Annotated in this window: 17 protein-coding genes; 10 read left to right on the top strand and 7 right to left on the bottom strand. The window is 73.5% G+C overall.

What is annotated here, in order from left to right:
- Positions 1 to 69 precede the first annotated feature (69 nt).
- Positions 70 to 441: a hypothetical protein gene (locus tag PUR56_RS07290; RefSeq protein ID WP_329948308.1), complete on the top strand. Its 372-nt coding sequence runs from the start codon at positions 70 to 72 to the stop codon at positions 439 to 441.
- A gap of 24 nt (positions 442 to 465) precedes the next feature.
- Here the strand turns inward: PUR56_RS07290 and PUR56_RS07295 are convergent, their stop codons facing one another.
- Complete coding sequence (locus PUR56_RS07295) at positions 466 to 939, bottom strand: MarR family winged helix-turn-helix transcriptional regulator (RefSeq protein ID WP_329948309.1); 474 nt, start codon at positions 937 to 939, stop codon at positions 466 to 468.
- An 83-nt stretch (positions 940 to 1,022) separates the two neighbouring features.
- Here PUR56_RS07295 and PUR56_RS07300 point away from each other — a divergent pair, with 83 nt between their 5' ends.
- From PUR56_RS07300 to PUR56_RS07310, 3 genes are all read left to right on the top strand, one after another.
- A complete protein-coding gene (locus tag PUR56_RS07300) occupies positions 1,023 to 2,138 on the top strand; it encodes an ABC transporter substrate-binding protein (protein WP_329948310.1) in 1,116 nt (371 codons plus the stop codon).
- 140 nt (positions 2,139 to 2,278) lie between these two features.
- On the top strand, positions 2,279 to 3,736 hold the full coding sequence (locus tag PUR56_RS07305) for an APC family permease (RefSeq protein ID WP_329948311.1): 1,458 nt from the start codon (positions 2,279 to 2,281) through the stop codon (positions 3,734 to 3,736).
- Positions 3,733 to 4,752: an acetamidase/formamidase family protein gene (locus PUR56_RS07310; RefSeq protein ID WP_329948312.1), complete on the top strand. Its 1,020-nt coding sequence runs from the start codon at positions 3,733 to 3,735 to the stop codon at positions 4,750 to 4,752. The genes PUR56_RS07305 and PUR56_RS07310 overlap by 4 nt, the downstream gene beginning before the upstream one ends.
- A 68-nt stretch (positions 4,753 to 4,820) precedes the next feature.
- Here PUR56_RS07310 and PUR56_RS07315 read toward each other — a convergent pair whose 3' ends face one another.
- The 4 genes from PUR56_RS07315 to PUR56_RS07330 form a co-directional block, all read right to left on the bottom strand.
- A complete protein-coding gene (locus PUR56_RS07315) occupies positions 4,821 to 5,303 on the bottom strand; it encodes an SgcJ/EcaC family oxidoreductase (RefSeq protein WP_329948313.1) in 483 nt (160 codons plus the stop codon).
- A gap of 18 nt (positions 5,304 to 5,321) precedes the next feature.
- A complete protein-coding gene (locus tag PUR56_RS07320) occupies positions 5,322 to 6,698 on the bottom strand; it encodes an MFS transporter (protein WP_329948314.1) in 1,377 nt (458 codons plus the stop codon).
- Between the two features lie 66 nt (positions 6,699 to 6,764).
- Positions 6,765 to 7,733, bottom strand: a complete 969-nt coding sequence (locus PUR56_RS07325; RefSeq protein ID WP_329948315.1) for an aminoglycoside phosphotransferase family protein — start codon at positions 7,731 to 7,733, stop codon at positions 6,765 to 6,767.
- A 185-nt stretch (positions 7,734 to 7,918) separates the two neighbouring features.
- The gene (locus PUR56_RS07330) at positions 7,919 to 8,440 is read right to left on the bottom strand and encodes an SgcJ/EcaC family oxidoreductase (protein ID WP_329948316.1); all 522 of its coding nucleotides are present in this window, start codon (positions 8,438 to 8,440) and stop codon (positions 7,919 to 7,921) included.
- 435 nt (positions 8,441 to 8,875) lie between these two features.
- Here PUR56_RS07330 and PUR56_RS07335 point away from each other — a divergent pair, with 435 nt between their 5' ends.
- The 3 genes from PUR56_RS07335 to PUR56_RS07345 are packed head-to-tail and all read left to right on the top strand — an operon-like array spanning position 8,876 to position 9,731.
- The gene (locus PUR56_RS07335; RefSeq protein WP_329948317.1) at positions 8,876 to 9,151 is read left to right on the top strand and encodes a hypothetical protein; all 276 of its coding nucleotides are present in this window, start codon (positions 8,876 to 8,878) and stop codon (positions 9,149 to 9,151) included.
- Positions 9,152 to 9,153: 2 nt separating this feature from the next.
- Entirely contained in the window at positions 9,154 to 9,405 is a 252-nt protein-coding gene (locus PUR56_RS07340; protein ID WP_329879355.1) for a hypothetical protein, read from the top strand.
- A gap of 29 nt (positions 9,406 to 9,434) precedes the next feature.
- Entirely contained in the window at positions 9,435 to 9,731 is a 297-nt protein-coding gene (locus PUR56_RS07345) for a hypothetical protein (RefSeq protein ID WP_329879356.1), read from the top strand.
- A gap of 82 nt (positions 9,732 to 9,813) precedes the next feature.
- Here PUR56_RS07345 and PUR56_RS07350 read toward each other — a convergent pair whose 3' ends face one another.
- Together PUR56_RS07350 and PUR56_RS07355 are read right to left on the bottom strand one after the other, a co-directional pair.
- Positions 9,814 to 10,281 (bottom strand): NUDIX hydrolase, encoded by a 468-nt coding sequence (locus PUR56_RS07350; protein ID WP_329879357.1) that lies wholly within the window; start codon positions 10,279 to 10,281, stop codon positions 9,814 to 9,816.
- A complete protein-coding gene (locus tag PUR56_RS07355; RefSeq protein ID WP_329879358.1) occupies positions 10,268 to 10,999 on the bottom strand; it encodes an XRE family transcriptional regulator in 732 nt (243 codons plus the stop codon). Before PUR56_RS07355 ends, PUR56_RS07350 begins: the two co-directional genes overlap by 14 nt.
- 145 nt (positions 11,000 to 11,144) lie before the next feature.
- Here PUR56_RS07355 and PUR56_RS07360 point away from each other — a divergent pair, with 145 nt between their 5' ends.
- Genes PUR56_RS07360 through PUR56_RS07370 form a run of 3 tightly spaced genes read left to right on the top strand, consistent with a single transcriptional unit; the run spans position 11,145 to position 11,694 of the window.
- Entirely contained in the window at positions 11,145 to 11,348 is a 204-nt protein-coding gene (locus PUR56_RS07360; protein ID WP_329948318.1) for a hypothetical protein, read from the top strand.
- Positions 11,345 to 11,530 carry a hypothetical protein gene (locus tag PUR56_RS07365; RefSeq protein ID WP_329879360.1) on the top strand — a complete coding sequence of 62 codons (186 nt, stop codon included), beginning with the start codon at positions 11,345 to 11,347 and terminating at the stop codon, positions 11,528 to 11,530. The genes PUR56_RS07360 and PUR56_RS07365 overlap by 4 nt, the downstream gene beginning before the upstream one ends.
- Positions 11,527 to 11,694: a hypothetical protein gene (locus PUR56_RS07370; RefSeq protein ID WP_329948319.1), complete on the top strand. Its 168-nt coding sequence runs from the start codon at positions 11,527 to 11,529 to the stop codon at positions 11,692 to 11,694. Before PUR56_RS07365 ends, PUR56_RS07370 begins: the two co-directional genes overlap by 4 nt.
- Positions 11,695 to 11,838 lie beyond the last annotated feature (144 nt).

An 11,838-nucleotide genomic window follows, 5' to 3' on the forward strand; every position in this document is an offset into this window, starting at 1 on the left:
CGCAAGGCGGGACGACGGGGGCGCGACGGGCGGCGGAGCGCGGAACGACAGGGTCACGAGGGTGGGGCGATGGCGGGACGACGACGGATCTGGGCCGAGGTCTCGGTGTGCTTCGCACCGCTGCTGGCGGTGCTGCTGTACGTGGGGACGTTCCTGATGACCCTGGAGTTCGACGAGATGTGCGCCCACGGGTTCTTCGCCGAGAAGGCCGGACCGTTCCTGAGGGCGGAGACCAGCGTGTTCCCCCCGCGCACGGTGTGCGAGCACGAACGCGGGACGGTGGCATCGGGGCCGCTCTGGCCGACCGGGGCGTTCTACGCGCTGCTGCTGCTGACGGTGGTCGCCGCGGTGGTCCTGTACCGGAACCGCTCGCCCAGGAAGCGGCGCCGGGACGCCGAGCCCCGCTGGGCGGCGGACGCGGAGGCCCTCGACCGGCCGTGACGGCCGCCGGGTCCGGAGGTCCGGTCAGGCTTCGGTGAGGTGCCTCAGCAGGGGCCCCGGGTCCTCGCTCCCGCAGGCGGCGCGGACGGCCGCGTCATGGGCGGCGGCGAGGGCGTCGAGGCGGGTCAGGCGGGTGTGGCCGCGGCGGGAGAGGTGGGCGGTGATGCGGCGGCGGTCGTGCTCGTCCTGCCTGCGGTAGACCCAGCCGGCCTCGGCGAGGGCGTCGACGATGCGGCTGAGGCTGGCCTGCGGGATCAGCAGGGTCTGGGCGAGCTCGCCCATGGAGCGGCCGGCGTCGTCGGTGAGGGCGCGCATGACCCGCCACTGGTCGAGCGTGCAGCCCTCGGCCTCCAGCTGGGCGGTGAGGCCCCGGGCCAGCCGGCGCTGGGCGACGGTGAGGAGCTCGATCAGGAGGGGCCGGTCGACGGCGGGCGCGGCGGCGGGGGCGGCGGACGCGGCTCCGGGAGTGGCGGCGGGGGCGGTCGCGCTGGGTGTCATGGCCGTGTCTCTTTCCCCGCCGTAGTGCCTGCTGCTTGGCCTGCTGCTTGCCGGATCGGCTGCCATGACGATACTCGCAAGCGATGAGCGCCGACGTGAAGCTCCTGGAACCGCTCGACGCGCTGCACCTCCCCCGCGAGGCGCCGGCGCTTCGGGTGGGCCTGGTCGTGCCGCAGTCCGGCCCGCTGGGGCTGACCGGACCGTCGGCGCTGGACGGGGCGCTGCTCGCCGCGCACGAGGTGAACGCCGGCGGCGGGGTGCGCGGCCTGCCGCTGGAGCTGGTGCTGGTGGACGGCGGGGGCGCACCGGCCGCGGTGGCCGGGGAGGTGGCCCGACTGCTGGACGCCGGGGCGGTCGACGCGGTGGCGGGCTGCCACTCCAGCGACGTGCACCGGGCCGTCGAGGCGGTGACGGCGGGACGCGCCGCGTACGTGTTCACCCCGCCGCACGAGGGCGGGCCGCGACTGCCCGGGGTGCTCTGCACCGGGGCGGACCCGGTCCGGCAGTTGGACGGCGTGGTCGAGCGGCTCACGGCCCGCCACCGGCTGCACCGCTGGGCGCTGGTCGGCAACGACTACATCTGGCCGCGCGCGGTGCACCGGGCCGCCGAGGCGGCGGTCGCCCGGGCCGGGGCGGGCGTGGTGCTGGAACGGCACCTGCCGTTCGGCACGACGGAGCGCGCGCTGGAGCCGCTGCTGGACGCGCTCCGGGCGTCGCGCGCGGACGCCCTGCTGCTGAGCCTGATCGGCGCCGACCTGGTGCGGTTCAACCGGGCGCTGCGGCGCAGCGGTCTGGACCGGCGGCTGGTGCGGCTCTCCGGCGCGCTGGAGGAGAACAGCCTGCTCGCCTACGGCGGCGACGACACGGGCACGCTGTACGCGGCGATGCCGTCGTTCGTCTCGCTCGCCGAGGACCGGCGGTTGCGGCTGGCCGAGCGGCACCGCGCGGTGTTCGGGCCGTACGCGCCGGTGCTGGACGCGTACGCGGTGGGCCTGTACGACGGGCTGCACCTGGCGGCGGCGCTCGCGTCGCGCGGCGAGCTGGTGCCGTCGGGCGGGCTGGCGCGGGCGGCGGCGCGGTTGCTGCACGGGGAGGGCGCGGCGGTCCGGCGGGCCTGGGCCCGGGCGCCGCTGGGGCCGCCCCGGGAGGGCGTGCACCTGGCGCGGGCGGAGGGCGCGGGGTTCACCGTCCTCTGGTGAGGCGTCGGCGGGGAGCGGCTCGGCGGGGAGCGGCTCGCGCCGGCATCGCGGCAGGCCACGGCACGAAAACCCTTCCATTTGGAAATAACTGCCTCTACTGTCTCCCCCACCACCCCGGGTCGTCACGGAGGAGAGCCCCCATGTCCGAAGCACCCGCGCCCCAGACCATCGAGAGCTACGGCTACCGACAGGAGCTGCGCCGCTCCCTGCGCTTCACGGACCTGCTGGTCTACGGACTGGTGTTCATGGTGCCGATCGCGCCGTTCGGCATCTTCGGCAGCGTCTTCCAGGGCTCCGGCGGCATGGTCGCCCTGGCGTACGTGCTCGGGATGGTGGCGATGATGTTCACCGCCCTGTCGTACGCGCAGATGTCGCGGGCCTTCCCGATGGCCGGTTCGGTGTACACCTATGCGGGGCGCGGCATCGCGCCGCCCGTCGGGTTCCTGTCCGGCTGGATGATCCTGCTGGACTACGTGCTGGTGCCCGGCCTGCTCTACCTGATCGCCGGGGTGGCGATGAACTCGCTGGTGCCCGCGGTACCGGTCTGGCTCTGGCTGGTCGGCTTCGTGCTGCTCAACACCGCCGTCAACTACCTGGGCGTCGAGATGACGTCGAAGGTCAACAAGGCGATGCTGGTCGGCGAGTTGATCGTACTGCTGGTGTTCATCGGGTTCGGCCTGGCGGCGCTGGCGGCCGGCAGGGGCCGGGGCTTCGACCTCACGCCGGTCTACAACTCGCAGACCTTCTCGTGGAGTCTGGCGTTCGGCGCGGTGTCGGTGGCGGTGCTGAGCTTCCTCGGCTTCGACGGGATCTCCACCCTCTCCGAGGAGAACCGCGACTCCGCCAAGGCGATCGGCCGCTCGATGATCGCCGCCCTGCTGCTGGCCGGCTCGCTGTTCATCGCGCAGACCTGGATCGCCTCCCTCCTCGTCCCGGACCCGGACGCGCTGATCGCGCAGGGCGATCCGGACGGCACCGCGTTCTACGACGCGGCCCGGGTCGCCGCCGGCGGCTGGCTCGCCACGGTGACGGCCGCCGCCACCGCCGTGGCCTGGGGGTTCGCCAACTCGCTGGTCGCCCAGGCCGCGACCTCGCGGCTGCTGTACGCGATGGCGCGGGACCGGCAGCTGCCCGCCTTCCTCGCCAAGGTCCACCCGCGCCACCGCGTCCCGGTGAACGCCACCCTGCTGACCGCCGGAATCTCACTGGTCCTCGGGCTCTACACCGCCTCGCGCGAGGACGGCATCACGCTGCTCTCCACCCTGGTCAACTTCGGCGCGCTGACCACGTTCCTCGTCCTGCACGTGTCGGTGGTGGTGCACTACGTCGTGCGGCGGCGCAGCCGGGACTGGTGGCGCCACCTGGTCGCGCCGGTCCTCGGGTTCGCGATCCTCGCCTACGTGGTCGTCAACGCCGACATCGCCGCCCAGCGGCTCGGCTTCGTCTGGCTGGTGGTCGGCGGACTGGTGCTGACCGGACTGATCCTCACCGGACGCCGCCCGCGCCTGGCCGTGGCCGACGCGGCGGCCTCCCCCGACGGCGCACCGGCCGACGGCGCCCCGACCGACGACTCCCCGCTCACCAAGGAGAACCCGTGAACCTGCCCGACCTCGTCCAGCTCTCCCCCGCCCCCGACGAGTACGCCTACACCTTCGGCGGACGCGCCCCGCTGGTGACCGTCCGGCCGGGCACGGTCGTCGAGTTGAGCACCGAGGACTGTTTCGGCGGACGGGTCCGCGGCATCGGCGACCTGCCGAGCGCGGTCTGCGAGTTCCCCTACCTCAACCCGGTGACCGGCCCGATCGCGGTGGCCGGCGCCGAGCCGGGCGACACCCTCGCCGTGCACTTCGTCGAGATCACCCCGGCCAGGGACTGGGGGATCTCCAGCACCTTCCCGCACTTCGGGGCCCTCACCGCCACCCACACCACCGCGATGCTGCACGCGCCGCTGGAGGAACGGGTCTGGGTGTACGAGCTCGACACGGCGGCCGGGATCTGCCGGTTCCGGGCCCGCAACAGCGACTTCACCGCCGAACTGCCGCTCGACCCGATGCACGGCACGGTCGGCGTCGCCCCGGCCGGCGGCGAGACCCTGATGTCGATCACCCCGGGCGCGCACGGCGGCAACCTCGACACCCCGGAGATGCGGGCCGGCACCACCGCCTACTTCGGCGTCAACGTGCCCGGCGGGCTGCTGGCCGTCGGCGACGGCCACGCCCGCCAGGGCGAGGGCGAGGTGTGCGGGACGGCCGTGGAGACGGCGATGCGCACCACGGTGGTGGTCGACCTGATCAAGGGCGGCGGACCGGCCTGGCCCCGGCTGGAGAACGACCGGTACCTGATCTCCACCGGCTCGGCCCGCCCGCTGGAGGACGCCTTCCGGATCAGCCAGCACGACCTGGTCGGCTGGACCCGGGAGCTGCTCGGCCTGGACCTGCTGGACGCCTACCAGCTGGTCAGCCAGGCCGGGTTGGCGCCGGCGGCCAACGTCTGCGACACCAACTACACGATGGCCGCCAAGCTGCCCAAGTCCCTGCTCGGCCGCACCCGGGCGTACGACGGCCTGCACGACCGGCTCCGGGAGACGGCCGCCGCCCACCTGCGGCACCGCTGACCGCGCGGACCCCCCGCCCGGCCGGCGACCGGTAAGACCGGTCGGACCGGCGGGGGGGTTCCGCGCACTCAGGAGCTCTGTACCAGGGTGTTCTGATTGGCCGTCAGGAGCCAGCGGTCCCCCTCCTTGGCCATCACGTACAGCGGGCTGCCCTCCTCGCCGATCTGCTCCCCGGCCGCGTCCAGGTAGCGCTGGCGGACCTTGACGGCGGCGACGTCGGGGCGGATGAAGAGGACGTGCACCACCTCGTAGGCGGGGGTGGTGCCGGTGCCGGCGAAGGCGCCCGGCAGCACCTTGCGGGTGAACTCGGCGATCGTCTCCCGACCCACGAGGAGCTTTCCGTGGCCGGTGGTCCAGATCGCGTCGGCCCGGAAGAGGCTGATGAACTCCTCCGGGAGCTCGTTGCGTTGTGCGTGCTCGACGGCGGCGACGACCCGCCGGACGGCCTCCGTCTCGGCCTCGACGTCCACCCCGGCCCCGACCGCACCGCCGTTCTCGTTCGTGCTCGTGCTCGTGCTCGTGCTCTCGTTCTTGATCTCGTTCGCGTTCATGGTGACCATGATCGAACCTCAACCCCGCTTCAGGTCAAGGGTCGGAGCCGACGGAGCGGACGGCAGCACGGGCGGGACCGGAGGGAAGTCCGGGGAGGACGCGTCGGGGAGGGCTCGGCGGGTCCGGACCGGCGACAGGAAGACCGGCAGGAACGACAGCGAGAGCAGGACGCCTCCCAGCCACAACGTGGCGTGCAGTCCGACCAGTTCACCGAACACGCCGGCCAGCGCCGACCCCACCGCCATCGCCCCCGTCAGCAGGAAGCGAAAGGTCGCGTTCATCCGGCCGAGCAGCGGGTCCGGGGTCATCCGCTGGCGCAGACTGACGCCCAGCACGTTGTCCATCCCGGTCTTGAAGAGCATCAACAGCCAGCCGAGGCCCGCCACGTACAGCCGCACACCCTCCCCCACCAGCGGGATCAGCAGCGCGGCGGGCGCGACCACGAGCCCGGCCAGCCCGAGCGTCCGGCCGTAGCCGACCCGGGCGGCGATCGGGCGGGCGCACCGGGAACCCAGCAGGATGCCGACCCCGCCGACCGCCCAGAACAGCCCCAGGGCACCGGCGGGCAGGTGCAGTTCCCGGACGAACACCACGGGCAGCAGGGTGTTGACGACCTGGTAGCCGAGATTGACGACGGCGGCGGAGAGCGCGAGCCCCCGCAGCTCGGCGTTGCCGAAGACGTGCCGGAGACCCTCGGCGATCTGCGCGCCCAGGCCCGGTGCGGTCCGCTCCCCCGACGCCGGTCCGGGCGCGGGCGCAGGCCCGGTGGCGGGCACCGGGCCGGGCGGGGAGCCGGCCGCAGGCGTGGCCGCAGGGGTGCGGCCGAGGGCGATCAGGCGCAGCGCGGAGCCGAGATGACTGACCGCCGTCGCGGCGATGGCGGCCGGTGCGGTGAGCAGTTGGACGAGCGCGCCGCCGGCGCTGCGCCCGGCGATGTTGCCGACCGCCATCAGGCCGACCACGGCTGCGTTCGCCTGCACCAGGTGGCCGCGTCCGACGAGCTGGGGCAGCACGCTCTGTGAGGCCACGTCGAAGAAGACCGTCGCGCAGCCGGCCAGCAGGGCGACGCCGTACAGCTGCCAGAGGGTGAGGGAGCCGAACGCCCAGGCGAGCGGGATGGACGCGTAGAGCGCGGCCTTCACCAGGTCGGCGACGATCAGCACGCGCCGGTGGCGCATCCGGTCCACCCAGGCGCCGGCCGGCAGGCCGATGAGCAGGAAGGCGAGGGTGCTGAGGGTCGCGAGCGCGCCGACCTGGCCGGGGCTCGCGTCGAGGGCGGTGACGGCGATCAGCGGGAGGGCGACGTAGCCGATGTTGGTGCCGAGCTGGGCGAGGGCGGTGGCGGTGAAGAGGGTGCGGAAGTCGGGTATTCGCCAGGGTGATTCGGGGGTCATCGTCCGTTCGTCCGTTCGGTGGGGCGGTGGGGGCGGTGGGCGGCGGGGCGGTACCCGCCGAGCCGGTCAGGCCGACGCGGCCAGCTCGCGCACCGTGCCGGCCAGGGCGGCCCAGGAGTCGCGGGCGTCCTCGCTGTCGGTGTGCGGCGAGCGGAACCAGTGCAGGTACGCGTCGACGTCCTCCAGCGCCCAGCGCAGCCGGTACAGGGCCAGCACCGCCGGACGCGGGGTGTGGCCGGTGGCCTCGGCGTAACGGGCCAGGTCGTCGGCGTCCGCACCGACCAACCACAGGTCGCGCTCGGGAACGGCCAGCCCGACGGTGTCCCAGTCGACCAGCAGCACGCGGCCGGGCGGGCGCAGCAGGTTGCCGGGGTGCGGCTCGCCGTGGGTGACGACGAGCGCGCCGTCGAGCCCGCCGACCAGGCGGTCGAACCGGTCCAGCGCCCGCCGGAGGCCGGGCGTGTGGTCGGCGACCAGCTCACGGGCGCGCTCGCCGTACGGGCCGGCGGTCCACGGCCGGGTCCGGTCCGCGAGGGCCGCGTCGAGGCGGGTGCGGGCGGAGAGCCCGGGGTGGCGGTGCGGCACCGGGGCGGGCGGCTCGGCGCGGTGGAGGCGGGCGAGCGCGTCCACCAGGCGGGCCCGGTCGGCCGGGGCGAGCTCTTCGCCGAAGTGGCCGGTGGCGCCGTCGACGTGCGGGAAGACGCTGAGCGCGTACCGGTCTCCGAGCCGGAGCGCGCTCTCGCCGCCGGCCGTCGCCTCGGGGGCGACCACGAGATCGAGCCGGCGGAGCGCCCGGGCGGTGGCCATGGCCTGGCGCAGTCCGCTGTACGCCGACTCCGGCTCGGGTCCGCAGTGGCTCTTGTGGGCGAGGTCGGCGAGGGTGACGAACCACCGCCGGCCGTCGGCGCCGACCGCCGTCCAGTGGTGGTCGCCGTGGCCGACCGGCGCGTGGGAGAGGTCGGCGGCGTCGATCCCGAACGCCCGGAGGCCGCTCCGGAGCCGGTGGTCGTCGATGTCGTCCGGTCGGGTCTTCACTGGCGCGAGCGTACGGAGCGGAGGCGGCGAGGGCTCGTGAGTTTCCGCGCGGGGGGCGGTTTCCGGCCAGGCCGGCCGGTGGAACCGGCCTGGCCGGGCCGCGTCCGGACCTCATCCCGGCCACATCCGAGCCGCGTCCCGGCCGCGATCGGGCCGTGTCAGGGCCGTGTCCGGGCCGCGTCCGGTCAGCTCTCGGCCGGGAGCACCGACGAGTGGTGGTTGACGATCAGCCATCTGCCGCCGCGCTTCTCGTACTCGTACGAGTAACGGGCGTCGACCTGCTCGGCCGCCCCGGTCCCCGGGTCGGTGAGGTGGAAGCGGTAGAGGCCGGCGTCGATCGCCGAGTCGGCGTCCAGGACGGTGACCACCGATCGGAGCCGCTCGCCGTACGGCTTCTTCTGCAGGAAGTGCTCGAAGTAGTCGGCGATCTCCTCCCGGTTGGTGCGGATCCGCGGCGAGGCGGTCGGCAGCAGCACCGCGTCGGCCGCGTAGCGGGCGGCGACCTTCTCCGGGTCGCCGGACTGCAGGGTCGCGTTCCACTGGTCGAAGAGGGCCGCGACCTCGCGTTGGGCGGCCTTGTTGCGGCGGTCCTGCTCGTCGTCGCCCCGGGCGACGCCGACACCGGCGGTGAACGCGCCCAGCGCGGCGGCCACGAGGGCGACGGCGCCTGCGGCGACGGCGGTGCGGGTGCGGATCGTACGGTTCATCGGTGCTCCTGCTGGGGAGAGGCTGCGGTCCCTGGTGTGGGATCACTCTCGCGAGGGACGGCTGCGCGCCCGGACGGCGCAAGGCAAAGACGCGACCAAGGCTCGGCCAAGAAACCTTGGCCGAGCAGGACCGGGCACCCGGTGGACGGAAACGGCCTCGAACCGGACGGAAAGCGGCAGGGTGGGATCCGTCACGGGCGGGTCCGCCGGGCGAGCCGGAGGCCGCGCCGGGGCTTGCGGTTGCCGCAACGGAAGCCCCTACCGTCCTGACCGGGGCCGGACCGACCGGCCCGGTGGGACACGTGAGGGAGAACGCATGGCCGCCTGGCCCATCGCCGACGTCGCCCGGATGTCCGGCGTGACCGGGGCGACCGCCCCGCCCACCCCAAGCCCCCGGCGCCGGGCACCCCGACGCTCGTACCGGAGGAGGACCCCTTGGCCGGCATCACCATCGGCGACATCGAGGCCGCCGTCCGGCGCCAGCTCGACGCGACCTGCGACCTCGACACCCACTCCGTCCTGTACTGGCTGCTCCGGGCCCTGAAGCCCGACCCGGCCGACCCGGGCGACCACCCGCTGAAGTGGGTCGTCGGGCCGCTCGGGCAGGCCCTGCGATCCCTGCCGCAGACCACTCAGGACGAGGTGCGCGCCGCAGTCGAGCAGGCGCTCGCCGACGGCCTGCAGCTCAACGTCACCACGAAGGGGAACTGACGATGCGCGACTCCACACGCCGTACGATCCGTACCACCGTCCAGACCTGCCTCGGCATCGCGGCTGCGCTGTCGCTCATCGTCCAGACATCCGGCATCCCCGAGGCAACGCCCGGTGTCGGCGTCGGCCTGGCCGTAGCCGCCGGCGTCACCAAGGTGATGTCCCTGCCCGCGGTCGACAAGCTGCTGCCGCGTTGGCTGCGCGCCGTACCGGACCCCGACGACGACGCGCTCACCCGGGCGGTCCGCGAGTGACCAGCCCGACCCCGGCCCCTCTCACGACTATGGCGGTCGCCCTGGCAGAGCTGCGCGGCGAGTTCAGCACCGGACTGGCGGAGATCAAGGGATCGCTGGACCTGCTGAGACAGTCCGACCGCCACACGGGGCAGACACTGGCCGAGCACGGCGCCACCCTCACCGACCACGAGCGCCGCATCATCGACGCCGAGTGGGCCCGGGCCGCCGCCGAAGAGGTCCGGCAGTCGGACCGGCGGCGGGTGCAGGTGGTGGCGGCGGTCGTCGGCATCGCCTCGGGGATCCTGACAGCTCTGGTCACTGCGCTGGCGATCATCCGCCCGTGAAGCACCGCGCCCTCCCTCGGCTACGGCCGGGCGGCCGGGCGGGCGGGGGCGCTTCGTCGTGTGTGGTCACTGCTGGGCCAGGTCAGCGCACGGCCGGGATCGCTCCAGACCGCCAGTCCGAGAGCCGCTTGCGGATGCTCGCCACCATCGGCAGCGCGTCCGTCTCGGCCGGGGTGAACCACGCCACCTCGTGGGACTCGTCCGAGACTGCCAGCTCGCCGCCGACCGGGCGGCCGAGGAGGCAGATGCTGAACTCCTGGCGGACCTCGCCGTCGTCGTAGGCGAAGACGTGCCCGGGGTTGGTGTAGGTGCCGACGATGCCGGTGATCTCGACATCGAGGCCGGTCTCCTCGCGGGTCTCGCGGATGCCGCACCCTGCGAGGGATTCACCGAGGTCCATCTTGCCGCCCGGGAGGGCCCACATGCCGTTGTCGGTGCGGCGCTGGAGGAGGACGCGGCCGTCGTCATCGACCACTACGACGCTCGCTGCCGGCACCAGGCTGTTGGCCTTGGGGGCGTTCGGGTCGTCCTCGTAATCACGCCTGGGCATGAGCAGCCTCCGTCGTCGTCGGGATCGTCCACACGTCGCGGCCCTTGGCCCACAACTCCTCCGTGTGCCCGGCGAAGCGGTCGAATACTCCGTCGTCCTGGGCGCGCCGGAGGTGCATCATCGGGGCGTCGTGGCCGGTCCTACCGGGAAGCAGCGGGGTGACGATCATGTCGGTGTCGAAGCGAAAGACGGACAGGCTGACGTGCCCAGTCTCGTACCGCGCCGCGATGCTGGTGTCCCTCAGCTTGGCCAGCTCGGAGAGGGTGACCTCGATCCGGGTGGACAGAGTGAGGGGGACGTCCTCCTCCAGCTCGCGTTGCCGGGTGATCGGGTGGCCGGGTTCGCCGAGGATGAAGCGGACGCGGACGCCCTGCTCCGTCTTCTGGCGGAGCAGGGCCCCGAAGTTGGCGTGTTCCAGCCACAGGAAGTAGTTGGTGTACCCGGCGAACGTCAGCTCGCGGGTAGCACCCCTTATCAGCTGACGCCACAGCGTGGCCGGCGCCGCCGACCGGTACGGGTACATCTGGACGAGCTCGCGGTCCGGGCCCGACTTCACGAGCTGCTGAACGGACGGCCAGAGCACGATCTCCTCCTCGCCGAGGACCCGGCTGGCCGCCGCGCGGTGCCGGGCATGGGGCTCGCGCGTCGGATTGGAGATCCAACGACCGACCGTCTTGGGGTCGACTCCGCACACCCGAGCGAGCTGAGACTCGGTCATTCCAGCACGGGTCAGTGCGTCGCGAAGGGGACTACTCATGGACTCGCCTCTCACGGTGGGGACGAATCAAGGTGTACCAGCGAAACGTCCCGAACGTCCCGCAACCGCGGTATGACGTCCCATCAGGTGAGCCGACCATTCCGGTGTGACGACGACGTACCCGACGCCCCCCGCTCCGTTCACCGAGGCCCAACGCCAGCGTCGCGCGTGTATCTGCTGCGGTGGCGACCAGGGCGACCTGATACCGGACGGGCACCGCTACGTACAGACCGGACCCGCCACGGCCCCGCTCGGCTGGGCGGTCGTCGCACACCCCACCTGTCGCTCCACCCCTCAGGAGGAGCCGTGACCGAGCGCACCATCTCGTCGCCCGAGCAGCCGGAGGCGGAGCGGGGGACGTGCGGCGTCTGCCGCCGCTGCCTGCAGTACGGCCACGGTCAGCAGGACGGCGCGCGCGACCTGGTCGACTACTGGATCGTCGACCACGCCGGGTGCACCGTGCAGATCACCGCCGAGGGACCCAGACAGTGAGCCTCACGGGCGGTACCCCACCCTCGACCGAGTCGCGGGAGGAGCTGGGGATCTGCCCGGTGTGCCGGGCTTGGGTCCGGGGTCCGTGGCTGGCGGACCTCACCGCCTTCACCGCGCTCGTCCTGCACTGCCCGCCGCCGACCGCCGACCACCCGGACACGTGACGGCCTCGCCACCCTCCTGATCATCTCCACCATCCACCGCTGACCCATCGAGGATCCGTGCCGTTCTTCCGACGTACCACCCCGCCCCCGGCCGCCCCCGAGCGCGCCACCGAGGCCGCCGCACAGGCCGAGATCGCCCGCTAC

The sequence above is a fragment of the Streptomyces sp. BE303 genome, assembly GCF_036290945.1.
Lineage (GTDB): Bacteria > Actinomycetota > Actinomycetes > Streptomycetales > Streptomycetaceae > Kitasatospora.